Annotated in this window: 22 protein-coding genes and 3 pseudogenes; 12 read left to right on the top strand and 13 right to left on the bottom strand. The window is 67.2% G+C overall.

The genetic code is table 11. From position 1 onward, the window contains the following. Positions 1-61: 61 nt before the first annotated feature. The 7 genes from AC3IMC_RS00745 (at position 62) to AC3IMC_RS00715 (ending at position 6,820) form a co-directional block, all read left to right on the top strand. The gene (locus tag AC3IMC_RS00745; RefSeq protein WP_490916486.1) at positions 62-1,417 is read left to right on the top strand and encodes an ABC transporter substrate-binding protein; all 1,356 of its coding nucleotides are present in this window, start codon (positions 62-64) and stop codon (positions 1,415-1,417) included. Between the two features lie 2 nt (positions 1,418-1,419). Further along, positions 1,420-2,367 (top strand): carbohydrate ABC transporter permease, encoded by a 948-nt coding sequence (locus AC3IMC_RS00740; protein WP_490916485.1) that lies wholly within the window; start codon positions 1,420-1,422, stop codon positions 2,365-2,367. Further along, positions 2,364-3,263, top strand: a complete 900-nt coding sequence (locus tag AC3IMC_RS00735; RefSeq protein ID WP_490916484.1) for a carbohydrate ABC transporter permease — start codon at positions 2,364-2,366, stop codon at positions 3,261-3,263. The genes AC3IMC_RS00740 and AC3IMC_RS00735 overlap by 4 nt, the downstream gene beginning before the upstream one ends. 44 nt (positions 3,264-3,307) lie before the next feature. Continuing rightward, a complete protein-coding gene (locus tag AC3IMC_RS00730; RefSeq protein WP_490916483.1) occupies positions 3,308-4,441 on the top strand; it encodes a Gfo/Idh/MocA family protein in 1,134 nt (377 codons plus the stop codon). Next, positions 4,441-5,187, top strand: a complete 747-nt coding sequence (locus tag AC3IMC_RS00725) for a ThuA domain-containing protein (RefSeq protein WP_490916482.1) — start codon at positions 4,441-4,443, stop codon at positions 5,185-5,187. Before AC3IMC_RS00730 ends, AC3IMC_RS00725 begins: the two co-directional genes overlap by 1 nt. 165 nt (positions 5,188-5,352) lie before the next feature. Further along, positions 5,353-5,727: a cupin domain-containing protein gene (locus tag AC3IMC_RS00720; RefSeq protein WP_490916481.1), complete on the top strand. Its 375-nt coding sequence runs from the start codon at positions 5,353-5,355 to the stop codon at positions 5,725-5,727. 106 nt (positions 5,728-5,833) lie between these two features. After that, entirely contained in the window at positions 5,834-6,820 is a 987-nt protein-coding gene (locus AC3IMC_RS00715; RefSeq protein ID WP_490916480.1) for an NAD-dependent epimerase/dehydratase family protein, read from the top strand. A 1-nt stretch (position 6,821) separates the two neighbouring features. On the opposite strand, the gene AC3IMC_RS00710 is transcribed toward AC3IMC_RS00715, so the two are convergent. Together AC3IMC_RS00710 and AC3IMC_RS00705 are read right to left on the bottom strand one after the other, a co-directional pair. Beyond that, positions 6,822-7,310 (bottom strand): hypothetical protein, encoded by a 489-nt coding sequence (locus AC3IMC_RS00710; RefSeq protein WP_490916769.1) that lies wholly within the window; start codon positions 7,308-7,310, stop codon positions 6,822-6,824. Between the two features lie 10 nt (positions 7,311-7,320). Next, positions 7,321-9,285, bottom strand: coding sequence for a primary-amine oxidase (locus tag AC3IMC_RS00705; protein WP_490916479.1), 1,965 nt, complete (start codon positions 9,283-9,285; stop codon positions 7,321-7,323). 123 nt (positions 9,286-9,408) lie between these two features. Here AC3IMC_RS00705 and AC3IMC_RS00700 point away from each other — a divergent pair, with 123 nt between their 5' ends. Both AC3IMC_RS00700 and AC3IMC_RS00695 read left to right on the top strand, forming a co-directional pair. Beyond that, the gene (locus AC3IMC_RS00700; protein ID WP_490916768.1) at positions 9,409-10,002 is read left to right on the top strand and encodes a TetR/AcrR family transcriptional regulator; all 594 of its coding nucleotides are present in this window, start codon (positions 9,409-9,411) and stop codon (positions 10,000-10,002) included. 164 nt (positions 10,003-10,166) lie between these two features. Beyond that, positions 10,167-10,343, top strand: a complete 177-nt coding sequence (locus AC3IMC_RS00695; protein ID WP_454485525.1) for a CsbD family protein — start codon at positions 10,167-10,169, stop codon at positions 10,341-10,343. A gap of 54 nt (positions 10,344-10,397) precedes the next feature. On the opposite strand, the gene AC3IMC_RS00690 is transcribed toward AC3IMC_RS00695, so the two are convergent. Both AC3IMC_RS00690 and AC3IMC_RS00685 read right to left on the bottom strand, forming a co-directional pair. Beyond that, positions 10,398-10,835: a DUF1003 domain-containing protein gene (locus AC3IMC_RS00690; RefSeq protein WP_490916478.1), complete on the bottom strand. Its 438-nt coding sequence runs from the start codon at positions 10,833-10,835 to the stop codon at positions 10,398-10,400. A 23-nt stretch (positions 10,836-10,858) separates the two neighbouring features. Then, positions 10,859-11,533 carry a DUF1345 domain-containing protein gene (locus AC3IMC_RS00685; protein WP_490916477.1) on the bottom strand — a complete coding sequence of 225 codons (675 nt, stop codon included), beginning with the start codon at positions 11,531-11,533 and terminating at the stop codon, positions 10,859-10,861. A 161-nt stretch (positions 11,534-11,694) separates the two neighbouring features. Between AC3IMC_RS00685 and AC3IMC_RS00680 the strand changes: the two are divergent. Further along, positions 11,695-12,668: pseudogene (locus tag AC3IMC_RS00680) on the top strand (AraC-like ligand-binding domain-containing protein). An 86-nt stretch (positions 12,669-12,754) separates the two neighbouring features. On the opposite strand, the gene AC3IMC_RS00675 reads toward AC3IMC_RS00680, so the two are convergent. Then, positions 12,755-12,961 carry a hypothetical protein gene (locus AC3IMC_RS00675; RefSeq protein WP_490916476.1) on the bottom strand — a complete coding sequence of 69 codons (207 nt, stop codon included), beginning with the start codon at positions 12,959-12,961 and terminating at the stop codon, positions 12,755-12,757. Between AC3IMC_RS00675 and AC3IMC_RS00670 the strand changes: the two are divergent. Beyond that, positions 12,881-13,249: pseudogene (locus tag AC3IMC_RS00670) on the top strand (AmiS/UreI family transporter); the annotation flags it as partial. The gene AC3IMC_RS00675 and the pseudogene AC3IMC_RS00670 sit on opposite strands and share 81 nt — an antisense overlap. 104 nt (positions 13,250-13,353) lie before the next feature. Here the strand turns inward: AC3IMC_RS00670 and AC3IMC_RS00665 are convergent. The 3 genes and pseudogenes from AC3IMC_RS00665 to AC3IMC_RS00655 form a co-directional block, all read right to left on the bottom strand. Next, positions 13,354-14,808 (bottom strand): annotated as a pseudogene (locus AC3IMC_RS00665) (APC family permease); the annotation flags it as partial. A 103-nt stretch (positions 14,809-14,911) separates the two neighbouring features. Beyond that, positions 14,912-16,267: a flavin monoamine oxidase family protein gene (locus AC3IMC_RS00660; protein WP_490916475.1), complete on the bottom strand. Its 1,356-nt coding sequence runs from the start codon at positions 16,265-16,267 to the stop codon at positions 14,912-14,914. A gap of 11 nt (positions 16,268-16,278) precedes the next feature. Further along, positions 16,279-16,623: a cupin domain-containing protein gene (locus tag AC3IMC_RS00655; protein WP_490916474.1), complete on the bottom strand. Its 345-nt coding sequence runs from the start codon at positions 16,621-16,623 to the stop codon at positions 16,279-16,281. Between the two features lie 159 nt (positions 16,624-16,782). On the opposite strand from AC3IMC_RS00655, the gene AC3IMC_RS00650 reads away from it, so the two are divergent. Beyond that, positions 16,783-17,388, top strand: a complete 606-nt coding sequence (locus tag AC3IMC_RS00650; protein ID WP_490916473.1) for a TetR/AcrR family transcriptional regulator — start codon at positions 16,783-16,785, stop codon at positions 17,386-17,388. An 83-nt stretch (positions 17,389-17,471) separates the two neighbouring features. Here the strand turns inward: AC3IMC_RS00650 and purU are convergent, their stop codons facing one another. The 5 genes from purU to AC3IMC_RS00625 are packed head-to-tail and all read right to left on the bottom strand — an operon-like array spanning position 17,472 to position 23,731. Further along, a complete protein-coding gene (purU, locus tag AC3IMC_RS00645) occupies positions 17,472-18,368 on the bottom strand; it encodes a formyltetrahydrofolate deformylase (protein WP_490916472.1) in 897 nt (298 codons plus the stop codon). A 3-nt stretch (positions 18,369-18,371) separates the two neighbouring features. Beyond that, complete coding sequence (locus AC3IMC_RS00640) at positions 18,372-19,745, bottom strand: L-serine ammonia-lyase (RefSeq protein ID WP_490916471.1); 1,374 nt, start codon at positions 19,743-19,745, stop codon at positions 18,372-18,374. Beyond that, positions 19,745-20,395 (bottom strand): sarcosine oxidase subunit gamma, encoded by a 651-nt coding sequence (locus AC3IMC_RS00635; RefSeq protein ID WP_490916470.1) that lies wholly within the window; start codon positions 20,393-20,395, stop codon positions 19,745-19,747. The genes AC3IMC_RS00640 and AC3IMC_RS00635 overlap by 1 nt, the downstream gene beginning before the upstream one ends. Next, positions 20,388-23,330 (bottom strand): sarcosine oxidase subunit alpha family protein, encoded by a 2,943-nt coding sequence (locus tag AC3IMC_RS00630; RefSeq protein ID WP_490916469.1) that lies wholly within the window; start codon positions 23,328-23,330, stop codon positions 20,388-20,390. Before AC3IMC_RS00630 ends, AC3IMC_RS00635 begins: the two co-directional genes overlap by 8 nt. Beyond that, positions 23,327-23,731, bottom strand: a complete 405-nt coding sequence (locus AC3IMC_RS00625) for a sarcosine oxidase subunit delta (protein WP_473695508.1) — start codon at positions 23,729-23,731, stop codon at positions 23,327-23,329. The genes AC3IMC_RS00630 and AC3IMC_RS00625 overlap by 4 nt, the downstream gene beginning before the upstream one ends. Between the last annotated feature and the right edge of the window lie 21 nt (positions 23,732-23,752).

Below are 23,752 nucleotides of genomic sequence, written 5' to 3'. Positions count from 1 at the left end.
AGCCAGTACCGCAAGCTGCCGCGTCCTTGCGCTTCCCCACAGACCCCCAAAGGAGCCACTTGTGGATTTGATTCGACGTTCTTCCGCATTCCAGGAGGACACCGCACCGCTTGCAACCGGGACTGCTCCCGGCCCCGGTAAACACCGACGCGCACGCACCACCGGTGCCTTGGCGGCCGCCGTTGCTGTGGGCCTGCTGCTGAGCGGATGCGGCGGCGGCGCGGCCCCGCAGGGGGCGGACCAGCCTGCGGCCGCCGATCCGGCGTCTGCGGACAGCGCCGCCGGGAACCTCACCGTGTGCGGCGGCAAGGACGCCTCCGGCATTTACAAGGGCACCACGGAGGCGTTCACCACGGCGAACGGCAAGGTCACCGCGAAGTACACCGAGATCGGGGCGACCACCGACGAAGCCCGTACCCAGGCCGTGCAGAGGCTCGAGGGCAAATCCACCGAATGCGATATTTTCCTCACCGATGTCATTTGGACGTCCGAGTTCGCGTCCCAGGGCTGGCTCCTGGACCAGACCAAACTCGTCGAGGCCAACAAGGACCGCCTCATTCCGTCCACGGTCGAGACCACCAAGTACGAGGACAAGTACTGGGCTTCGCCGTTCTTCACCAACGCAGGGCTCATCTACTACCGGAAGGACAAGGTAGCCAAGCCCGAAACCTGGCAGCAGCTCTACGGCGAGGCAGCCAAGGCACCAGGCAACAGCTTCGTCTACCAGGGCAAGCAGTACGAGGGCCTCACCGTGAACTTCCTCGAGATGCTCTACAGCGCGGGCGGGGAAGTGCTGGACGACAAGGGAGAAGTCCGGATCGACTCGCCGGAAAGCCGGGAGGTGCTGGACTTCATGGCGAAGGGCCTCAAGGACGGCTCGGCAGACCGCGCGGTGCTGACGTACAACGAGGACGCGGGACGCCTGGCCTACGAGTCCGGCAACTTCGGCTACCAGCGCAACTGGCCCCACGTCTACCGGCTGCTCAACGCCACCCCGCTGGCCGGAACCTTCGGCGTGGCTCCGCTTCCGGCCTGGGAAGGCGGCAAGGCGTCCGGCGTCCTTGGCGGCTGGAACCTCGCCATCTCGGCGCACTCCACCAACAAGGCCGCAGCGGTTGCCTTCATCGACTTCGCCACCACCCCGGACTGGCAGAAGCACGTTGCCATGGACTTCTCCCAGGCCCCGGTCAACGAGGACGCCTACGCCGACGCGGACGTCCTGGCGAAGATGCCGTTCGCCACCGAACTGCTGGCCTCGGTCAAGGGTGCCAAGCCGCGCCCCATCTCCCCGGTTTACCCGCAGATTTCCCAGGCGGTCTACAAGAACGTCTACGCCGTCCTGTCGGGCACTGCCTCCACGGAGGATGCGGTTAAGGCGATGGCCGAGGAGATCAAGGCCGCAAAGGCGAGCTTCTGACCATGGCTCTCAAGTCCCTTTCCCCGGGCAGCGGGTTGTCCGGTCGCGGCGTGAACGGCCGCGACCGGGCGGAACGGCGGCTTGCCGTCCGGATGACCGCCCCGTCCCTGGTCCTGATGGCGCTGGTGGCTGCGGTCCCCATCGGGTATGCGCTCTGGCTGTCGCTGAACCAGTACAGCGTCCGCACTGCGGGCCTGTCGCGTTTCGTGGGCCTGGAGAACTATGTCAGTGCCCTGACCGGCCCGCACTGGTGGGCGGCCTTCGGCCAGACGTTCCTCTTCGCAGGGCTCTCGGTCTCGCTGGAGCTGGTGCTCGGCACGGCCATGGCCCTGCTGCTGAACCTCGCTTTCCGTGGCCGGGCGCTGCTGCGCACCGTGGTGCTGCTGCCGTACGCCGTCGTGACCGTGGTCAGCGCGATCACCTGGGAAACGATGTTCCAGCCCAACCTGGGCCTGGTCACCAACGTCCTCTCCATGCTGGGCCTGCCCGGCGGTGACGTGGTGTGGCTGGGTGAGCACGGTTATGCGATGGCCGTGATCGTCCTTGCCGATGTCTGGAAGACCACGCCGTTCGCGGCACTGATCATCCTGGCCGGCCTGCAGGTCATCCCGGCCGAGACCTACGAAGCCGCGGAGCTCGACGGCGCCAGCAAATGGCAGGCCTTCATGGGCATCACCCTGCCGCTCCTGCGGCCGGCGATTGTGCTCGCGGCGATCTTCCGCACCATGGACGCCCTGCGCGTCTTCGACCTTCCGTTCGTGCTGACCCGCGGCGCCAACGGCACTGAATCCATGTCCATGCTGGCTTACACCCAGCTGCGCGAAAACCGGCTGGTGGGCGAAGGATCGGCGCTGTCCATCCTGACCTTCCTTACTGTCATGGCCGTTTCGGTGGTCTACATCCGCTTCGCCGGAGGGAACATCCGCGACGTCGCCAAGGAGGACCAATGAGCACCCTGACCGCACAACCCGCCAAGGCGGTGCCCGCCGCTCCGGGAAGGACGCCCAGGCGCAGGCTCCGCGGAGAAGCAAAACTGCACCCGGTGGTCTGGGTCTTCGTGGTGGCCGTGATGGGCTTCTCGCTCATCCCCTTCTACTGGCTGGTCAACACCTCCCTCAAGACCGGCCCCAGCCTGTCCAAGGGCGAACTCTTCCCGAGCCAGCCGACCATGGAAAACTACCTGGCGGTCTTCCAAAACCCCGAGTTCCTCCTGGCCCTGCGCAACTCGGTGATCATCGCCGTCGTCACCACCACCGTGGCACTGGTGTTCGCGTCCTTCGCCGCCTACGCCCTGGCCAGGCTCAAGATGCGCCGCAAGGCGCTGATCCTGACCCTGATCCTCTCGGTGACCACGTTCCCGGCCATCGCCATCGCAGCCCCGATCTTCTCGATCTGGCGCGAAATTGGGCTCTACGACACGCTGCTGGGCCTCATCATCCCGAAGCTGACCTTCGCGTTGCCGCTGGCGATCTACACGTTGACGTCCTTCTTCCGCGAGATCCCCCGCGAACTTGAGGAATCGGCCTACATGGACGGCGCCACCCCCTTCACCGCCTTCCGGAAGGTCATCCTGCCGCTGGCCGTCCCGGGCCTGGCGACCACAGCAATCCTTGTGTTCATCTCGGTCTGGAATGAATTCCTGCTGGCGGTCACCCTGACCACGTCGCCGGAGGCCCGCCCCGTTCCCGTGGCCATCGCGTTCTTCAGCGGCACCAGCGAGTTTGACCAACCGCTGGGCACCATCAGTGCGGCGTCGGTCATCATCACCGTCCCCCTGGTCATCCTTGTGCTCCTTTGCCAAAGGCGTATCGTGTCCGGCATGACTGCCGGCGCCGTCAAAGGCTGAGGAAACCCCACCGAATACCAGTACCACCAAGAAAAGGAATATCCGTGAACAACGTGCAGTCCCCCGGCCAGCAGCCGCCCGCCCCAGGAGAGGCCCCCGCCGGGGAATTAAGGGTCGGCGTGGTCGGCATCGGCTGGGCCGGCCAGCAGCACCTGAAGGCCTACCACGACCTGGACGGCGTGCGCATCGTGTCGCTCGCGGGAATGGAACAGGAACTCCGGGACAGCCTGCAGGCCGAATACTCCATTCCGAACGCCTTCGCGGACTGGAACGACATGCTGGACCACGGCGGCCTGGACGCCATCAGCGTGGCTGTGCCCACCTTCCTGCACGCGCCCATCGCCATCGCCGCGCTCGAGCGGGGAATCCACGTGCTGAGCGAAAAGCCCATCGCCCGCAACGCCGTCGAAGGCCAGGCCATGGTTGACGCGGCCCGCAAGGCCGGACGCGTCCTGGACGTCGCCTTCAACCACCGCCGCCGTGGAGACATCCAGGCCCTCAAAGAAGTCATCGACGACGGCGGGCTGGGACGGCCGTACTACGCGAAGGCGTCCTGGCTCCGCCGCTCCGGCATCCCCACCCTGGGAAGCTGGTTCACCAATCCGGAGCTTGCCGGCGGCGGACCGCTGGCCGACATCGGCGTGCACGCCCTGGACTACGCCCTTCACCTGCTCGGCGAACCGAAGGTACTGGCCGTCTCCGCCGCCACCCACTCCGAGCTCGGCCCGCAGGGCAGGGGCGGCGGAAACCGCTACACGGCGCAGGCCACCAGCCATGCCTTCGAGGTGGAGGACTTTGCCTCTGCGTTCCTCCGGCTCGAGGGCGGCCGGACCCTGCTCCTCGAGGCGGCCTGGGCAACATACCGGGAAACGGACGACCTGCTCGATTTCACGGTCTACGGCACCGACGGCGGCGCTGAACTGAAGGTGCAGGGCGCCCCGTTCCCGCCGGTGGGCCAGCTCCGGGTGTTCACGGACAAGGACGGCGAATCCGCTGACTACGTGCCTGCCGTGCTGCCAGGCCGCGCCCACGACGCGGTGGTGGAAGATTTCGTGACCGCAGTGCGCGGCGGCGCAGAGGAATGGGCCAGGCATGACGGCTCCCTGGCGCTTTACCGGGCACAGATCATCGACGCGTGCTACCAGTCCGCGCTGGAGCAGAGGGAGGTTCGACTCTAATGGACGGCAAACTGAAGATCCGGGTCTGGAACGAGGGCCGCCACGAGGCCATCAACGAACCGTCCCACATCGGCGAGATCTACCCCGAGGGAATCCATGGCGCCATCGCCGCCGGCCTGCGCTCGTACTACCCGGACGCAGACATCACGACGGCGGTCCTCACCACGGACGAGGAGCACGGCCTTGCCGAGGAAGTGCTCGCCGACACGGACGTCCTGCTGTGGTGGGGCCACATGGCGCACGCCGAGGTGAGCGATGCCGTCGTCGAACGCGTCCAGCGGCACGTGCTCGGCGGCATGGGGCTGATCGTGCTCCACTCGGGGCACTTCGCGAAGATCTTCACCAAACTGCTGGGCACCAGCTGCTCCCTGGCCTGGCGGAACGAGGGTGAACGGGAGCTGGTGTGGACCGTGAAGCCGTCGCACCCCATCGCCGAAGGCGTGGACAATCCCATCGTCATCCCCGAGCAGGAAATGTACGGTGAGCTGTTCGACATCCCGGACCCCGACGACCTGATCTTCATCAGCTCCTTCGCGGGTGGCGAGGTGTTCCGGTCCGGCGTCACCTTCACCCGCGGCAAGGGCCGCATCTTCTACTTCAGCCCCGGCGACCAGGAATACCCGGTGTACCACCACCCGCAGGTCCAGCGGGTCCTGGCCAACGGTGTGAAGTGGGCCGCGCAGCCCGGGCTGGACCGCGCAGCCCCCGCCGTGACCAACCCTGCCCGGGAGTGGTTCCAGGAGTAGCAGCGTCATTGACATCGGGTGCCGGTAAGCGCACATTGGGATCGTTGCAACGCAAGGTTCGCCAGGTTCTGGACGGGCACATCCCGCCCTGCCGGACCATTTCCCGGAGCGGCTCAGCGCGCTTGGGTATGAATTTCATAACCACTCCCTCGTGAGGAGCCAGAAATGCCTGCAGTAACGGTCAAGGACCTTGAGTCCAAGTCCTTCGACGAGCCCGATGAAAAGCGCCGCCCGCCCATGACCCAGGTCGACGTCGTCACGCTCGGCGGCACCACGCTGGGCCGGTTCACCTTCGAGCCCGGCTGGCGCTGGTCGGAAACAGTGAAGACGGTGGTCCATACGGACAGCTGCCAGGTCAACCACCTGGGCTTCTGCACCGCCGGGACCCTGACAGTACAGCTCGTCGATGGCAGCCAGATGACCATTCGCGCCGGCGATGCCTACTCGATCCCGGCAGGCCATGATGCCTGGGTGGAAAATGACGAGACGTTCGTCGGCTACGAGATCATGAGCGCGGCCGAGTTCGCCAAGCCCGCCTAAGGCGCGCAGGAAAAGCCAGGCTGCAGCAGGAAAGGGAGGCCGTCAAAGCCTCCCTTTCCTGCTGCTCCGGCCCTACCGTTGAGGAGAACACAACGATCGGAGAGCAATGAAAGTCACCGTCATCGGCGGCAGCGGCCACATCGGTTCGTTCCTGGTCCCCCGGCTGGTCCGGGCCGGCCACGAGGTCACCAACATCAGCCGCGGCTCCCATAGGCCCTACGCCGATGCCCCTGAATGGCGGCAGGTGCAGCAGGTCACCGCAGACCGGCAGCAGGAGGACCGGGACGGGACATTCGCGGACCGGGTGGCCGCCCTGAAGCCGGAGGCCATAGTGGACCTGGTGTGTTTCACCCTCGACTCGGCAACATCGCTGGTGCACCGGCTCCGCGGCGAGGTGGGGCACCTGCTGCACTGCGGCTCCATCTGGCGGTACGGGCAAAGCCTGAAGCTGCCCATCAGGGAAGGGTCGGGATCGGCCGCGGAGCCCTTTGGCGAGTATGGCGTACAGAAGAACAGGATCGCCCTGATGCTGCAGGAGGAAACCGCGGCGGGCGGGCTTGCCACCACCTCCCTGCATCCCGGCCACATCGTAGGCCCGGGCTGGCACCCCATCGGCCCGCTCGGAAACCTTGACCCTGCCGTCTGGCAGACCCTCTCCTCCGGCCAGCCGCTGCGGGTACCGGGCAGCGGCGCCGAGCTGATGCACCACGTGCATGCCGATGATGTCGCCCAGGCTTTCGAAAAGGCCATCGCCCGGCGGGAGGCGGCCTCCGGCGAGGACTTCAATATCGTCGCCCCGACGGCGCTGACCGTCCGCGGCTACGCTGACATCGCCGCCGCCTGGTTCGGGCACGCGGCGATCCTGGAACCGGTCCCGTGGGACCGGTTCCGCGAAAACACCTCACGGGAGCATGCGGAGTCCTCCTGGGGCCACCTCTCCCGCAGCCACTGCTTCAGCATCGACAAGGCAGTGTCCGCGCTGGGCTACGCGCCGCGGTATGAGCCCGAGCAGGCCATTTTCGAGTCCATCCAGTGGCTGCTGGACCACGACCAGCTGCACGTCGCCCGCCCCCTCGGCGTCGCCGCCGGCTGAGTCAGGCCCGGGCACTTGCAGCCCGCCGCAGCCGGGCCACCAGCGTGGCGGCGAACAGCGCGGTTGACAGTTCCAGGGCGAGGATCAGCAGCAGTTGCGTGCTGCCGGCGCCAGCAACAGCGGACGACGGCGGCACCCCGCCGTGGGCGTGCCCGGCACTTCCGGCGCGTCCGGCACTGAGCAGCAGGACAGCGTGCAGGGCGGCCATGGCCAGGGCAGCAGCGGCCACCTGGTGCAGCGCGGCGATGCGGCTGTGCCGCCAGACATGAACGGCGCAGGGGATACAGACGGCGGCGAGGGCCACCATCAGGACGCTCAGCCAGGCTCCGTGGCCGCCCGCAACGGCCAGCCACAGGTGTGCCGCGCAGGACACCGCGGTGACCACGGCGACCAGCCGCGGATGCAGAACGGGAGCTCCCGCACCCCGCCGCTGCGCCGCCGTCGTACTCTGCCCCTGTGACCTCTGTGCCGGGAACCTCTGTGCCGGCACAGGGGCGGCCCTAGTGGCAGCCACCGCTGCCGCCCTCACTGTGGCAGGAGGAAGCCTGCTGGTTAGGGTTGGCCGGTACGTCCAGGACCGGGCTGCGGTCGAAGAAGCCCTCGGGCCGGAGCTTGAAGCCGACGGTGTCCACGGGCATGATGGGCCAGTCCTCCACCCGCGGGAAGTGCGTCAGGCCAAACGTATGCCAGACCACGATGTCCTGGCCGTTGAGATCCCGGTCCTGCGCCACGTAGGCGGGCAGGCCGGCGCCGCCCGCATGCTGGTTGACGAAGTCCCCCGTGGGGTACCGTTCCTCCTCCGCGTACCGGGTGACCCAGAGGTCCTTGGTGGCAAACGCGGCGCGCTTGGCGATGGAGGACTGCGGGTCCGCCAGCAGCGTGGGCTGGTTGTGGGAGTGGAGCTTGTAGCCCACGGGTTCGCCCAGCCGGTTGCGGGACTGGGGGTTGGAGATGATCCAGGTCCGGCCGGTGCGGGCGTCGGCTTCCCGGACGGCTTCGGATTCCTTGGCCAGCAGAGTGCGTTTGCGGGTGAAGGCGTTGCCGCGCTCGTTGCCCGGGCCCATGGCCTGCCGCACCACGTCCTCTTCCTCCACACGGTTGGTGAACCCGTCGATCGCCATGTCCAGCCGGGCGCTGAATAGGTGCTGGTGGAAGGGTGCGCCCAGTCCCGGGGCGAGCTGGGAGATGTTGTCCGACCCGCCCTCCGGGAACGCCGAGGTGAAGACGATGCCGGTGGCCTTGGCTTCGAATTCGATGGTGCCGTCCAGGTACAAGTACCAGTAGAAGCCGTAGTCGTAGTTGCCGATGGTGGTGAAGAAGGAGATCACCAGGCGGCGGTTGCGGCGGGTGTAGGTGACGCCACTCCACAGGTCGGAGTGCTTGGAGAGGATGCTCCAGTCCTCCTCGTGCATGCAGATGCCGTTGCGGATTTCGCGCGGGTTGCCGAAGGGGTCGCTGATGACGGGGCTGAGGTAGGTGATCTCGCCCAGGCAGTCGCAGCCCAGTTCCAGCGAGTTGGCGTACTGGCCCACCAGATATTCGCCGGTGTCAAAGTAGTTCTGCCAGGACCGGATGGGCGACGGGTCGCCGTAGGGAACCACCATCTCGGCAATCGAGGCGCGGTTGATGATGGGCCGCTTCCGGTCCCCATCCTGGAATGACAGGTTATGCAGCACCACGCCCTCGCGGACGTCGAACCCCACATCCACGCTCCACTTTTCCCACTCGACGTGGTTGCCGCCGGTGACGGTGAAGCTGGGGCCTTCGGGCTGGGTGATGCTGATGGGCTTCTGAGTTTTGCGGACCGGACCGGTCAGCTCGGGATCGGTGTAGTTGCCGTGCTCGGCGGGGATGGGCATGGCCCCGAGGTCGATGACCTGGGTGACTTCCTTGCTGACCACATCCACGTAGGCCACGAGCCCGTCCACGGGGTGTGCCCAGGCGCTGTCCTCCGGGAACTCCTGGACGAAGGCCAGTCCACGCAGGATGCGGCGGCCCTTCTCCTCCGCGTATTCGAAGACTCCGGCGGACAACGGCGCCACGCGCACCTTTTCCACGTCCAGGTTCCGCTCCGCGAGCGCCTTGAGCCAGCGCTCATCCGTGGCCAGGAGTGACTCCACCACCTCGAACTCCTCCTCCAGCACCGGCAGCTCGCCGGTCACCGCGGTATCGAGTACGACGGCGGATTCCACCTTCCGGCGCGCCACGGAGACGACGACGTCACGCGGTGCTGCCCCTGAGACGTCATGGATGAACACGCGGAAGCGGCGGTCCGCATCCTCCGGAGCCGTGCCGCGGGCGGGGTCCAGCATGCCCAGGTAGGCAATCCGCTGCTGGGGGCCAAGGTGGCCTTCCGCCTGCAGGATGGAGCGGACCTCGTGGATCTCGGCGGCCGCGGCAAGGCGGAAGGCGGAGGTTGTGCCTGTGGCGGTCGCAGCGTGAGCGTCGGTTTGAGCAAGCGTCATGGAAGAACCTTTGTCCGGGCCGTTTCCGGCCACTGGGTTTATTTTCTATAGTTGTAGAGAATAAACGTCCGTAACATGGCTCACAAGAGTCTGAGCGAAAGTATTTCCGGGGAGTGGCCAGCGGTGCCGAAAATAGTTGACCATGACGAGCGGCGCCTGGAGCTGGTGGATGCCACCTGGCGTATCATCGCCCGGAACGGCCTTGAGGGCGCCACCATGCGGGAAATAGCCATGGAGGCCGGGTTCGCCAACGGCGCGCTGAAACCCTACTTTCCCACCAAGGACACGCTGCTGGAATTCGCGTTCGGCCACGTGTTCAACCGGACCAACCAGCGGATCGCGGAGGTCACCCGGGGCAAATCCGGCATGGACGCCCTTCGCGCCTTCTGCCTGGAGGTCCTGCCGCTGGACGAGGAGCGGATCAACGAGGCCCGGATCGTCATCCCCTTCTGGCAGAAGGGGGTCAACGATCCCCAAAAGGCCGAAATACACCGGCAGTCCATGGAGGAGTGGCTGGACGCGATTCGCGGCCACCTCGCCGAGGCGCGGGACGCAAGCGAGGTGCTTGCCGCCGTCGACGATTCCCTGCTGGCGGGCCAGCTGCTGAACATGATGCTTGGCGCGCAGATCGAAGCGGCCCTCGCCCCGGCCGGCCAGACGGACTTTGGCCACGACGCCCAGCTGGAGGGGTACCTCGCCCTCCTGGGCCGCCCCTGACCCCTGGGGTTTTGCGCAACGATCCAGGCGTCAGGGGCCCTGAAGTCCGCATCGCTGCCCAAAAATTCCGGCGGATTGAGGCACATAAACAGAAAGCATGCTTAGTATGGAGGTGTCAGGCTCTGGCTTTGGCCAGGGAGAGCACCACTACAAGGAGCAGCTCCATGGGTTTGGATGACAAGATCGAAAACGCCGCAGAGAAGCTCGGCGGCAAGGGCAAGGAAGCTGCCGGTGCGGCATCAGGCGACGAGAGCCTGAGGGCCGAAGGCCAGACCGACCAGTCCAAGGCGGACCTGAAGCAGGCCGGCGAAAAGGTCAAGGACGCATTCAAGCGCGACTGATTGGCCAACGCTTGATGGGCGCATCCCCCGCAGGGGCTGCGCCCATCGGCGTGTTCAGGGGCGATTGCCGGCGGATTCTTCCGTGCCGCGGCTGTCCACCATGGTCCGGAGCTCCTGCAGCAGCTGCAGCTGCTCTGCGTTGATGTTCATCAGCATTTCGATGTGGGCAGCGGCACGCACATCCGTTTCGTAGTCGTGCTGGGCCATTGCCGACGCAATCGCGTCCTGCCGCTTGGCGGCGATGAGCAGGATGGCGCCCTGCAGGCCCGCCAGCATGGACAGGAAGAGGTTCAGCAGGATGTACGGGTAGGGGTCCCAGGCGTCCGTGGCCAGGACGAAGGAATTCACCGCCGCCCACAACCCCATGAAGCCCACAAAGATGCCCACGAACGGCCAGCTGCCCATCCCGTTCCGCAGGGTGTCCGCCGCCCGGTCGCCCGCGCTGAGGCCGGCCTTGTGCCGGTGGTGCCAGTTAACTTTGATCTCCGCCATGGGCCCAGAATAAGTCCTGGCGGTTAGTGGATCAGTCCCGAAACCAGGTTGATGGTGGTCGCCAGGACGATCGCCCCCAGCAGATACGACAGCAGGGCCTGCCGAAGGACCGTCCCGCGGATTGCCCTGGTTTTGAGGTCGGTATCCGAGACTTGGAACGTCATGCCCACTGTGAAGGCCAGGTAGGCAAAATCGGCGTAGCGCGGGGGCGCGTCCTCGTTGAAATCCACGCCTGCCCGGTCGCGGTAGTAGATGGCGGCGTAGCGCAGGGTGAAGAGCGTGTGGACCAGGAACCAGGACAGGGCAATACTGCCCAGGGCCATCGCAACGATCGCGTCCTTCCCGGACCCCTGGGCACCGGACGCCTCACCCAGGATCAGCGCGACTCCGGCGAAGCTGGCCACTGTGGCGGTGAGCACAAGGACATCCGAGAAGACCCGGCCGGGGTCCTCCCGCCGCGCATGGGCCGCGGTTGCCGCCGGATCAAGCCGGGCAATGACGCTCCACACCCAGACCAGGTACGTGGCCGAGGCGGCGGCCCAGCCGGCGGCGGGCGCATAGGCCCAGTTCCCAAGGATGCCCACCAGGGCCGCGGCAAGCAGCCCGGCGCCAAGCATTACCAGCAACCGCAGGATGGAGCGGTGCGTGCGGGAGTCGAAGTTGTGGCGGCGGTCTTCGGAGGCCGCGCTGGGGATCATTGGCGGAGCATGGCACGGCAAGCTTGGGCTTGGCTGGGAAGCATGCGGCTCTTTTTTCGCCAAGTGTTGAAAAAAGACTGCCAGCGTCCTACCCTGAATGGAGTGTGTCCCCGGACACAGCCGGGGGAACGTCACGTGGCAACCCAGCGCGAGGAACATCCATGGCAGCATCAGTCTTATCCGGGGCACGGGCCCCGCACACCACACAGGAACTCACCACCAGCATTGCTGCGTCCTTTGACCACTGGAAGCACCTGGTGGCGGAGTCGTTTGTGCCCCTCACCGCACGGACGGAGGACGTGGACGGATTCCGGGGCCGGATGCGCGCCCGGGTGCTGGACCGGATGTCCATCGTGGAAGTCACCGCCACATCGCACGAAGTCCACCGCACCCCGGTGCTCATCGCACAGGCCCACGAGCGCTACTTCAAGCTGAACCTGCAGTTGGAGGGGACCGGGCTGCTCATCCAGGACAACCGCGAAGCCGTGCTCCGGCCCGGCGATCTCGCCATTTACGACACCAGCCGGCCCTACACCCTCGTGTTCGAAGACAGCACCGGATCATGGTGCTTATGTTTCCCTGCGAGGCGCTTTCCCTGCCCACCGATTACGTGGGCCAACTCGCTGCAGTGCGCATGGCCGGCAGCGGTGGCCTGAGTGGGATCGTGGGCCAGTTCATTCGGCAGCTGTCCGGAGACCTGGACGTCCTCAACGGCCCCAGCGGTTCGCGGCTGGCGGCCAATGCCCTGGACCTGGTTTCCACCATGCTGCATGCGGAAATGGACATCACCCCTGACCGGATGAAGCCCCAGGCGCTGCTGGCCGTCTCCATCCGCGAATACATCGAAGCCAACCTGTCCGATCCCCTGCTCTCGCCGGCCGGCATCGCCGCGGCCCACTTCATCTCCACGCGCCACCTCCACAACGTCTTCCACGAATCCGGAAGCACGGTGGCCAGCTGGATCCGGACCCAGCGGCTGGAGGGCGCCCGCCGGGAACTCCGGGACCCCCTGCACGCGGGAAAGTCCGTGGGTGCCGTTGCAGCCCGCTGGGGGATCCTGGACGCCGCGCACTTCAGCCGCACGTTCCGGGAGGCCTTCGGCGTATCGCCGAGCGAATGGCGCCGGGGCGGCTGAAGCCGGACGCCGGCGGGGGCGGTCCCTTCCAACCGATTACAACCAAGGGCCAATAGGCGCTCCGCAGCGCTGGGCGCTAACCTCCGTCATGTGACAAAGAAGTTTCGCCCCATGCCGCGCCCCTGGGCTGCTGTGCACGGAGGGGCAGCCTGATGGCCTACATCTGCCTTTTGCTCTCCGGCGCCGCGCTGCTGGTCAACGGGCTCGCCACCCTGGGGCACCTCCCCCGCCGCGACGCCGCCGTGTGCAGCCTTGTGGTCGGCGGCACCCAACTGGTGCTCGGCGTCGTCCATCTCTCCTCCGGCACCACCGCCACTGGGGCACTGCTCACCGCCGCCGGCATGTTCCTGTTCGGACTGACCTATCTCTATGCCGGGCTGGACGTCCTGCTCGGGCTGGGCTCCCGGGGCCTCGGCTGGTTCTGCGGGATGGTGGCACTGTTCGGGCTGCTGCTTGCTGGGGCGTGGTCCGCAACCGACCCGCTGCTCGCCCTGCTGTGGGTGGCCTGGTCGGTCCTGTGGGGGCTGCTGTTCGCGTCCATGGCCCTTGGCGCGCACCGCCTGGAGCCCTTCACCGGGTGGGCGGTGGTCCTCGCCAGCCCGGTCACCGCAACCGTTCCGGCGTTCCTGGGGGTTGCTGGAATCTGGCCCCGCACAGTGGAGGCGGCAGGGGTGGCGGCCGTGTTGCTGGCGAGCATGTTCCTGGCAGCACGCGCGGACTCCACCAGCACGCCGGCCAGGAAGACCACCGGCACGGCCGCCAGCAGGGCGGTGGCCGTCTCTGCACTGCCGCCGATCAGCGCCGTGAAGTTGCTGACCACCAGGAACAGGACCCAGCCGAGCAGCACGGCCGCCAGGGTTGGGGCAAGGCGGGTCTGCCACAGCTGGGCTCCGGTACGTTCCCGGCGGAAGAAGCCGACGACAGCCACGGAGCACAGCATGTAGAGCACCAGCAGCGCCGCAACGGCGAGCCCGCTGAACCAGGAGAAGAGGGTCAGCACCGGGTCCAGGGCAAGGATGGCAAAGGTCATCACCAGTACGACGGCGGTGGCCGACTGGATCCATGCGGCGACGGCGGGTGCGCGGTGCCGGTTGGTCCGGGCCAGCACGGCGGGCATGGAACCGCGCAGCGCCAGGGAGTGCAGGTAGCGGTTGATGCCGTTATGGAAGGCGATGATGCCGGCGAGCAGGGACGTGACCAGCAGGATGCCGGCCACGATGCCGGCCCAGGGGCCGAACAGTTCCACCAGGGGCCCCAGCACGAAGGATGTGGCGTCGCCTGATTCGAGGGCTGCGCCGGCGGCGGCCATCACCTGTGACGCGCCGTAGTAGCTCACCAGCATCCAGGAGATAAAGGCGAAGAAGACGGAAATCACGCCCACCGAGAGGTAGGTGGCGCGGGCCACAGTGCGGTGCGGATCCTTGGCCTCGGCAGAATAAATGGCTGTGGATTCGAACCCGAACATCGAGGCCACGGCAAACATGATGGCCACTCCGGGCGCCCCGGCGCCGATGGCCTCCGGCGAGAAGGAGGCGGCAACGCTGATGCCTTCGGGTCCCCCGCCGCTGAACAGGACGGTGAAACCGAACAGCAGCAGGATGGCCACCTCAAGTCCCACCAGCAGCGCCAGGACGCGGGCGCCAAGTTCAATGTTCAGCGAGCCAAGCACCTGCACTCCCGCCATGGTGGCCAGGGCGAGGAACCACCACGGCACCTCCAGGCCGACGGATGCGAGCAGCCCGGAAAACGCCGCCCCATAGAGTCCGTACATGGCGGCCTGGACCGTGTTGTAAGCCAGCAGCGCCAGCCAGGCGGCGCCCGCGCCGGCCTTCCTGCCGAGTGCCGCAGTGACGTAGGCGTAGAAGGCGCCGTTGGCCTGGATCCTGCGGCTCATGGCCACAAAGCCGACGGCGAAGATCACAATGACGACGCCGACGATCAGGTAGGCGCCGGGCGCACCGGCCCCGTTGCCGAGCGCCGCCGCCAGCGGTGAGGCGCCCACAATCCCTGTCAGGGGCGCCTGGGCCGAGAGGACGAAGAAGAGGATGCCCAGCACGCCGACGCTGCCGGCGCGGAGGGCGGTTGAATGCTCCTTGGCCGGAGCGTCAGTGGTCCGGGGCTCGGAATTCGAAATACTCATTTGATCCTTCTTAACGGTCATGAGTTGGGGAAAAATTGCCGTGCATCCAGCTTCGCAGCGGGACGGCGGCGCGCTTTGTCCACCAGCGACCAGTTGTTGTCGGTCAGCGCAGTGGGGAGTGTTCCAGCGCGGATTCCCCGGTGGCGGGGTTGAGCAGCGACGCAGCATCCAAGGCCGCTTCCATACCGCTTTCAATGGCACCGTCGATGAATCCGCCCCAGCCGTTGGCAACGTCTGAGCCGGCAAAAAGGACGTTGCCGTGCGCAGACTGCAGAGCGGCCAGATGGTTGGCAAGGAACCCTGTCCGGTGCATCGGCCAGGTCTCCCCCGCCAGCGGGTCCGCCACCCAGTCGTGCGTTGCCACGTCCACTACCTCCGCCCCAGGCACCAGCCGGGAGAGCTGGGCCTGCACTGCCGCCGCGTCCGACGCATCGATCCTTGTTGCGTCCGGGCCGAAGCCGACGACGATGGTGTCGCCGTCGAGCGTGTATTCGGCCTGGAAGAAGTTCAGCGCCCAGTCCGCTTGGCCCAACGCGACGAAGGGCGCGTGCTCGCCGCGAAGCCGCATCCACACCTTGACGCCCCGGGACACCTGGCCACGCCGCGCACCCTCAGCCTTGGCGGGTGGCAGCGGCGGCTCGAAAGAGACGTTCTCCAGGGCGTGAAGTGGAACGGTGACAATGGCTGTCTTCGCGCCCAACGTCCGCCCATCGGTGCCGCGGACGGTGACCGTACCGCCGTCGTCCGCTATGCCGGCCACGGTGAAACCGAAGTCAACGGCGGCACCGGAGTCCTTGAGCATGGCGTCCGCGAGCGCCACGGTTCCGCCCTGGATCTTGTAGGTGGCGCATGCCTCGAAGTTGACGGCCCAGTCGCCATTCGTCAATGCCACCCAGCGGAGGGCCTGGGTCAGCGCCGCGTCCTCGAGCGGGCCGTTGAAGTTCAGCGCCCAAAAGGATTCGAGGATATCGCGGGCTGTCCCGGCCGGGAACTGATCCCGAATCCGTTCCTGCACGGAGACATGGTCGATCTCCTTGAAGGCATCGCTGGCCAGCGGCCGGAACGGCTCGGGGAAGAAGGCGCGCGACTCCTTGACGAACTGCCCGTTGAATTCGCCGATGAGATCCAGCAGGGCTCCCGGCGCACCTTCCCGGCGCCCGCCGTCGGCCCACCAGAAAGCGCGTTCCGGCTCCGGGCTGGCCACCGTGCCGATGCCGTAGCGCTTCAACTCAGCCCAGACATACGGCTGCGTCCAGTGGACCCACGTTCCGCCAATCTCCAGCTCGCGGCCCAGCCGGTGGTCCAGCCACGTCCGGCCGCCGATGCGGTCACGGGCTTCGACAATGCGGACCGCCAGACCCTGGCGGGTGAGCTCACGGGCGGCAGTAAGGCCGGCGAATCCGGCGCCCACGATGACGGCGTCCAAGTTCCGCTCCCCGGCGGTGTTTTCCTGTTCCATTGCGGAGCTTCCTACGAGTAGACGAAGAATTCGACGGTGGGGGCGAGGACAGTCCACCGGGTGCGGGCGCCCTTGTTGAAGGACGCCGCGCCTCCGGCCGTGAGGTCGTAGAGGTCGCCGCCGTCCACCTCGATGCGAAGGTGGCCTTCGATGATGTGGATGGTCTCATCGGCCTCGATCAGCAGGTCGAAGGGCTCGGGCGCTTCGTGGGGGTGGACGTGCCAGAACCCGCAAGCCAACGCGGGCCGTTCTCCTTCCCCGAAGCGGCGGACCCACTGGACCTGGCCCAGCTCAAAAGGTTCATTCTTGGCGGGATCAAGGGAGGAGGACGTAGTGAAGGAAGGCGTCGTTGCCATGGGTAGCTCCAGGAGGAAGGGCCGGCGGCTGCCGGAATTGAATGATGGTAACGCCGGGCCCGTGACGGGCATCACGGCGTGGAAGCAATCTAAGCAATTGCTTAGTTTTTAGTCAAGAGGCAGCGGTACGGCCCGTCCCTGCTGGCTAGAATCGTCGTCATGACGCCTTCCGCCGCCCGCAGCGCTTCCTCCTCGAAATACGGCACAGGCAGGGAAGCGCTTCTGCGGGCCGTGGTGGACGTCGTGGCGCAGAAGGGTCTCCGGGGACTCACGTTCCGTGCCGTCGCAGAGGGTGCCGGGGTCAACAACAGCCTGGTGGCGCACCATTTCGGGACGAGGGATTCGCTGATCGCCGCAGCGCTGCAATGGTCCTCGGAGCAATCAATCGCCGCCTCACGGTTGCGGGATGCGGCGGAGAACGGGGGCACCTTCACCGAGGCGCTGCTGGAACTGCTGCTCGAGGATCCGGGGCTTCAGGTATTCCAGTACGAGATGATCCTCGAGGCGCGCCGTCGCCCCGAGCTTGCAGGACCGGTGGCCCAGCTGTACCAGAGCTACGTGGACGCCCTGTCTGAGGGGTTGCAGGCCTTTGGGGTCCAGGGTGACGTCCGCGTAGTGGCCAGGTCCCTGTTCGCCGCACTGGACGGACTGGTCATGCAGTACCTTGCCGGGGTGGGACAGGACGAGATCGCCGCCGCGCTCGAGGAAGTGCATCAAGTGGTTCTCCTCCGGCGGGATCGCACCGGGGGCACGGCGGCCGAATAGCCCCGGCTCCGGGCAAAACGCAAGCGCGGCCGCTTGCCCCTCCAAGGGCAACCGGCCGCGCTGTGTTATGAAGTTTTGTTCCCTTACCGGAGCACCACGGTGCGGTTGCCCTGCAGGATGACCCGGCCTTCGCAGTGCCACTTCACGGCGTTGGACAGGGCCTTGCATTCCGTGTCGCGGCCGGCCGCGACCAGGTCCTCGGGCCCGTAGGTGTGGTCCACGTCCACCACCTGCTGCGAGATGATGGGCCCCTCGTCCAGCTCAGCGTTGACGTAGTGCGCAGTGGCACCCACGGTCTTCACCCCACGGGCGTAGGCCTGGTGGTAGGGCTTGGCGCCCTTGAAGCTGGGCAGGAAGGAGTGGTGGATGTTGATGGCCCGCCCGTCCAGCTTCCGGGTCAGGTCGTCGCTGAGCACCTGCATGTAGCGCGCCAGGACCACCAGTTCCACATCGAGGCCGTCCACTAGTTCCATCAGCCTGCCCTCGGCCTCGGGCTTGGTGGCCGCCGTGATGGGGATGTGGTGGAACGGGATGCCGTGCCACTCCACCAGCGCCTGGTGGTCCGTGTGGTTGGATACCACGGCCACGACGTCGACAGGCAGCTCCCCGATCCGCGCCCGGAAGAGCAGGTCGTTGAGGCAGTGCCCGAACTTGGACACCATGATCAGCACCCGGCGCTTGGAGCCCTGGCGTTCCAGCTGCCACCGCATGCCGAACTTGTCGGCCACGGGGGCGAAGGAGGAACGGAGCGTCTCCAGCGTGGACTCGTCCCCCTCGGAGACGAAATGCACACGCATGAAGAAGTGGCCCTCCGTACGCTCACCGAACTGCTTGTTGTCGATGATGTCGCAGCCATGCTCCAGCAGGAAGCCGGAGACGGCGTGGACGATGCCGGGCCCTTCCGGGCAGTCCAGCGTCAGGACATGCTCCACCGTGGTGGGCGCCTTCGATGCAGGGGTATCGGTTTCAGTAACAGTCATGGTTCAGCACTCGATCACGTTCACGGCGAGGCCTCCTCGGGAGGTTTCCTTGTACTTGGTCTTCATGTCGGCGCCGGTGTCGCGCATGGTCTTGATGGCCTTGTCCAGCGAGACCTTGTGGCTGCCGTCCCCGTGCAGGGCCAGCCGGGCCGCGTTGATCGCCTTGACGCTGGCGATCGCGTTCCGCTCGATGCAGGGGATCTGCACCAGCCCGCCCACGGGATCGCAGGTCAGGCCAAGGTTGTGCTCGATCCCCACCTCGGCGGCGTTCTCCACCTGCGCCGGCGTTCCGCCGAGCACTTCGCAGAGCCCGGCCGCGGCCATCGAGCAGGCGGAGCCCACCTCGCCCTGGCAGCCCACTTCGGCACCTGAGATGGAGGCGTTCGTTTTGAACAGGATTCCGACGGCGGCCGCCGCCAGCAGGAAGCGGACCACACCGTCGTCGTCGGCCCCCGGAACAAACTTCATGTAGTAGTGCAGGACGGCCGGCACGATCCCGGCAGCCCCGTTGGTGGGGGCGGTGACGATCCGGCCGCCGGCCGCGTTCTCCTCATTCACGGCCAGGGCGAACAGGTTGACCCATTCCATGGCGTGGAGCGCGTCGGTGCTGGCGGAGTCCTTCGAAAGGGTCTGGTACAGCGCCGGCGCCCGCCGGGCCACCTTCAGGCCGCCAGGCAGGATGCCTTCGGCGTTGCAGCCGTTCTGCACGCACTCCTTCATCACGGCCCACAACCCCAGCAGCTGCTCGCGGAGTTCGGCCTCGCTGCGCCATGTCAGCTCATTGGCCAGCATGACGTCGGAGATGGACATGCCTTCACGGCTGCAGATCTGCAGGAGCTCATCGGCAGTAGAGAAGGGGTAGGGCAGGACGGTGTCGTCCGACACCACCTTGTCCGCGCCCTGGGCGTCGCCGTCCACTACGAAGCCGCCGCCGATGGAGTAGAAGCTCCGCTCGCTCAGGACGGCGCCGGTGTGGTCGAAGGCCCGGAAGGTCATGCCGTTGGGGTGTGCGGGGAGGGACTTGCGGCGGTGGAGCACCACGTCCTCTTCCCAGTTGAAGCCCACCCGGTGCGTGCCGGCGATGTGCAGTTCGGCGTCCAGGGCGGCCGCGGCCACCTGGTCGTCGGCGGTGAACGTGTTGACGGTTTCCGGTTCCAGGCCCTGCAGCCCCAGGACCACGGCCTTGTCGGAGCCGTGGCCGCGCCCCGTGGCGCCCAGGGAGCCGAAGAGTTCCGACTGCACGCGCACGGTGGAGGCCAGCTGCCCGTCGCCCTTCAGCCGGTCGGCGAAGAGCTTGGCCGCCCGCATCGGGCCCACCGTGTGTGACGACGAGGGCCCGATGCCAACAGAGAACAGGTCAAGGACGCTGAGCGCCATCAGGGGACCTCTGGCGAGGCGTACTCCCGCATGGCGTCCAGCAGCCACCGGCCCAGGAACTCGGCGAAGGATGCGCGGGGGAAGATCCGGAAGCTCTCTTCGCCGGTCTTCCACAGGACGGCGGGGATGTTCGCGATTTCCGTGGAGAACGCGGTGCCGGCCTTGAACACCCGCGGGTGCAGGTCCAGGGAGCAGCCCTTTTCCAGGACGGCCCGGGCACGGGGCCCGCTGAGTTCGAACGTGGTGCGGTTGGCGGAGAGGTCCACCACCTGGCCCGCGTCGCCGCCGAGGGCGTCCCGGAGCGCCTGGATGAGGTCGCCGCCCAGGGACTCGTGGGCCTCGGTGGGTGCGACGACCAGGAACTCGGAGGGGCCCAGCCACAGGACGGAGGTGTCGCCGTTGCCGACGACGCCGCCGCATTGTGCGGGCAGGCCGCCGGTGACTCCGGCCAGCCGCGTTGCCGCGTCCGAGCCTGCGTCCGCCCGGAGCCCCACCATGGTCAGGAAGGGAACTTCGGAGAGTTCAACGGTGCCGGCCAGGGAGCCTGCCGTGAACGCTTCCGCCAGCTGCTCGGCCGGGCTGATGCGTGCTGCGAGGTTCTTGTCTGCCGAGGTCTTTGCGGCGGCGGGGGAAGCTGCTGTCTCAGCCATCTTTGCGGGTCCCTTCGGAGTCAAAAAGCACTGTCTCTGCCACAACCACGTCCACCAGCTGGTCGCCGGCGGCTGCCACCAGCGTTTCGCCGATGCGGTTGCGTCCGTTCTTGATGAGGGCCAGGCCGAACGACCGGCCCAACGCTGCACTGTGGTAGCTGGAGGTCACGAAGCCTTCCATCGGCACCGGACCGTAAGCCGGGTTGGTGGAGCGGCCCTTTTCCACGAGCTGGGTGCCTTCGGGCAGCCGGAGCGTGCCGTCCACGGGGAGGACGCTGACCAGGTGCTTGCGGTCCTCGCGCTGCGCGTCCACCCGGGAGTAGGAGCGCTTGCCGATGAAGTCCTTGGCCTTGGAGACGATCCACTCCATGCCGGCGTCCTGCGGGGTGACCGTGCCGTCGGTGTCCTGCCCTACGATCGGGTAGCCCTTTTCGGCACGGAGCACGTGCATGGTTTCGGTGCCGTACGGCGTGATGTTGAACTCGGCACCGGCAGCCGCCACGGCTTCCCAGGTGTTGAGTCCGTACCAGGCCGGGACGTTGATTTCGTAGGCCAGTTCACCGGAGAACGAGATCCGGCAGATGCGGGCCCGCACGCCGGAGGCGAGGGTGGTTTCGCGGAAGGTCATGAACGGGAAGGCTTCGGCGTCCAGGCCGCCGTTGGCTGCCAGTTCAGGCGCCACCTTCGCGATGACCTCGCGGGACTTGGGCCCGACGACGGCAATGGTGCTCCACTGTTCGGTCACCGAAGTGCACTTGACGTCCAGCTCAGGCCACTCCGTCTGCAGCCATTCCTCCAGCCAGTCCAGCACCTTGGCGGCACCGCCCGTGGTGGTGGTCATGAAGAAGGTTTCCTCGTCGAGGCGAAGGGTCACGCCGTCGTCGAAGATCATGCCGTCCGGGGTGCACATGACGCCGTAGCGTGCCGACCCTGGTGCGAGCTTCTTGAACGCGTTGGTGTACATGCGGTTCAGGAACTCGCCCGCGTCCTTGCCGCGGATCTCGATCTTGCCCAGGGTGGTGGCGTCCATGAAGCCTACGGACTCGCGGACGGCGGCGCATTCGCGCAGCACGGCAGCGTCCATGTCTTCCCCGTCCTGGGGGTAGTACCAGGGGCGCTTCCACTGTCCGACGTCCTCGAACAGCGCTCCCTTGGCCACGTGCCAGGGGTGGATGGAGGTGACGCGGGCGGGGTCGAACAGTTCGCCGCGCTGGCGTCCGGCCAGTGCCGCGAAGGCCACCGGGGTGAACGGTGCACGGTAGGTGGTGGTGCCGATGTCGCCGATGCCGCGCGAGGCCTCGCCGGCCGTGCGCAGTGCCGCGGCAATGACGCCGATGGCGTTGACGCCGGAGGTCTTGCCCTGGTCGTTGGCGGTGCTGATGGAGGTGTACCGCTTGATGTGTTCCACGGAGCGCATGCCGGCGCCGGTGGAGCGCAGGACATCCGCCACGGACTGGTCGCGCTGGAAGTCCACGAAGTGGTTGTGCCAGTCGTCCGGGGTGCCGTTTTCGCCCGGCACCAGCCACAGCTGGCGGGTGGGGGCGGAAGCCTTCGGTTCGGCCAGGACGGAAGGTTCGACGGCGGATGCGAACCCTGCGGCGATCGCAGCGCGGGCGCCGGCGGAGATGCCCTCTGCGAGGCAGTCTTCGGTGGCGAAGGAGCCGCGGCCGGAGCCGATGGTCTGCTGGCTGGGCACTTCGGTGCTGGGCACGAAGGCGGCCAGGTCCTCGTCCCAGCGCAGCTTGCCCTGCCGCTGGGAGTGCAGGTGGACCAGCGGGCTCCAGCCGCCGGACACTGCCAGCAGGTCGGCGGCGATCTGCTCGACGCCCGAGGTGAGCTCGCCGTCGTCGTTGATGCTGCGGACGGTGACGCCGTCCAGCCGCCCGTCGGCGCCGGCGGAGGTGTTGGCCACCGCGCTGCCAATCAGCACCCGGATCCCGGCTTCGACGGCGGCAGTCGCCACGGCGGTGAGCTGCGGACGGGCGTCCACCACGGCTGCGACCTTGACGCCGGCGGCGGTGAGGTCGGCAGCGACGGCGTAGGCGCTGTCGTTGGTGGTGCTGATGACCACGCGCTTGCCCGCGGCCACGGCGTACCGGTTGAGGTAGGTGCGCACGGCCGAGGCGAGCATGATGCCCGGACGGTCGTTGTTCTCGAACACCAGGGGACGCTCGTGCGCGCCGGGTGCCAGAACCACCTGGTTGGCACGGATGTGCCAAATCCGCTGCCGGGAGACGCCGGGGGCTGCCGGGCTCGAGAGGTGGTCGGTGCGGTTCTGGACGGCAATGACGTAGTTGGCGTCGTAGGCGCCGAACGCGGTGGTGCGGTTCAGGACGGTGGATTCCGCGCCGGACACGAGCTCGGCTTCGACGTCGGCCACCCACTCGAGGGCCGGCTTGCCCTCGATGGTCTCGGCACGGCCCGCGGCCGTGGGGCCGGAGAGCAGGGAGCCGCCGAGTTCGGGCTGGTCGTCCAGGAGCATGACGCGGGCGCCGGTGCGGACGGCTTCGCGGGCTGCGGCGAGGCCGGCGGGGCCGCCGCCGATCACCAGGACGTCGGTGTGGACGTACTTCTTGTCGTATTCGGCGCGGTCGTCGGCGGGGTCGAGCTTGCCGAGGCCGTTGAGCTGGGTGGCCTTCAGCCCGTCCACGAGCGAGACGGTGGTGGACGGGAGCATGGATTCGGCGACGTGGCCGGGGAAGCGGGCTTCCACGCGGACCAGGGCGTTGGCTTCTTCCACACCGGCGGACATGATGCCGCGGGCGCGGTCCTCGTACAGGGAGTTGCCGGCGGCGATGCGGCCGTTGGCGAGCAGGGCCGAGGCCAGGGTGTCGCCGGGGTGGCCGGTGAATTCCTCGCCGTCCACCGTGAAGCGCCAGGAGATGGTGCGGTCGATGCGGCCGCCGGTAGCCAGGCGGGCGTTCTGGGAAGTCACTTGGTCGCTCCTTCCGGGGCGGTGGTGGTCAAGGTGCTTGTGGTGGAAGTGCCGGGTCCAGCGGTTCCCGTGGTGGTGCTGTCAGGGGCCGTGCTGGCGGTCCCGGTTTCGGGCGTGGCCCTGGAGGAACTGTCCGGCCGCGGCGTGCCCATCGGGTAGATGGCCTGGATGTCGTAGCTGACGGTGTCGCGGAGCATGTTGAACCACTGGCGGCAGCCGGTGCTGTGGACCCAGCGCTCGGCGAAGATGCCCTTGGGGTTCTCGCGGTAGAAGAGGTAGCGGGACCACTCCGTGTCGCTCAGCTCGTTCGGGTTCTCCGGGTAGGGGACGTGGGCCTGTCCGCCGTAGTGGAATTCGGTTTCGTCCCGCGGGCCGCAGTTGGGGCATGGGATCAGCAGCATGTGCGTTAGTCCTTTTCTGGT

This window comes from Arthrobacter sp. E70 (genome assembly GCF_058266945.1).
The sequence above is the reverse complement of the archived record's forward strand: the minus strand, read 5'-3'. Positions and strand labels throughout refer to the sequence as shown.

Bases quoted from the DNA above. Each gene is read 5' to 3' on its own strand.
- AC3IMC_RS00740 (WP_490916485.1), top strand. From the start codon at position 1,420: ATGGCTCTCAAGTCCCTTTCCCCGGGCAGCGGGTTGTCCGGTCGCGGC.
- AC3IMC_RS00735 (WP_490916484.1), top strand. From the start codon at position 2,364: ATGAGCACCCTGACCGCACAACCCGCCAAGGCGGTGCCCGCCGCTCCG.
- AC3IMC_RS00725 (WP_490916482.1), top strand. From the start codon at position 4,441: ATGGACGGCAAACTGAAGATCCGGGTCTGGAACGAGGGCCGCCACGAG.
- AC3IMC_RS00720 (WP_490916481.1), top strand. From the start codon at position 5,353: ATGCCTGCAGTAACGGTCAAGGACCTTGAGTCCAAGTCCTTCGACGAG.
- AC3IMC_RS00715 (WP_490916480.1), top strand. From the start codon at position 5,834: ATGAAAGTCACCGTCATCGGCGGCAGCGGCCACATCGGTTCGTTCCTG.
- AC3IMC_RS00705 (WP_490916479.1), bottom strand. From the start codon at position 9,285: ATGACGCTTGCTCAAACCGACGCTCACGCTGCGACCGCCACAGGCACA.
- AC3IMC_RS00695 (WP_454485525.1), top strand. From the start codon at position 10,167: ATGGGTTTGGATGACAAGATCGAAAACGCCGCAGAGAAGCTCGGCGGC.
- AC3IMC_RS00690 (WP_490916478.1), bottom strand. From the start codon at position 10,835: ATGGCGGAGATCAAAGTTAACTGGCACCACCGGCACAAGGCCGGCCTC.
- AC3IMC_RS00685 (WP_490916477.1), bottom strand. From the start codon at position 11,533: ATGATCCCCAGCGCGGCCTCCGAAGACCGCCGCCACAACTTCGACTCC.
- AC3IMC_RS00675 (WP_490916476.1), bottom strand. From the start codon at position 12,961: ATGGACGACGCCGAGCACCAGTTGGGTGCCGCCGACCACAAGGCTGCA.
- AC3IMC_RS00660 (WP_490916475.1), bottom strand. From the start codon at position 16,267: ATGGAACAGGAAAACACCGCCGGGGAGCGGAACTTGGACGCCGTCATC.
- AC3IMC_RS00655 (WP_490916474.1), bottom strand. From the start codon at position 16,623: ATGGCAACGACGCCTTCCTTCACTACGTCCTCCTCCCTTGATCCCGCC.
- AC3IMC_RS00650 (WP_490916473.1), top strand. From the start codon at position 16,783: ATGACGCCTTCCGCCGCCCGCAGCGCTTCCTCCTCGAAATACGGCACA.
- purU (WP_490916472.1), bottom strand. From the start codon at position 18,368: ATGACTGTTACTGAAACCGATACCCCTGCATCGAAGGCGCCCACCACG.
- AC3IMC_RS00640 (WP_490916471.1), bottom strand. From the start codon at position 19,745: ATGGCGCTCAGCGTCCTTGACCTGTTCTCTGTTGGCATCGGGCCCTCG.
- AC3IMC_RS00635 (WP_490916470.1), bottom strand. From the start codon at position 20,395: ATGGCTGAGACAGCAGCTTCCCCCGCCGCCGCAAAGACCTCGGCAGAC.
- AC3IMC_RS00625 (WP_473695508.1), bottom strand. From the start codon at position 23,731: ATGCTGCTGATCCCATGCCCCAACTGCGGCCCGCGGGACGAAACCGAA.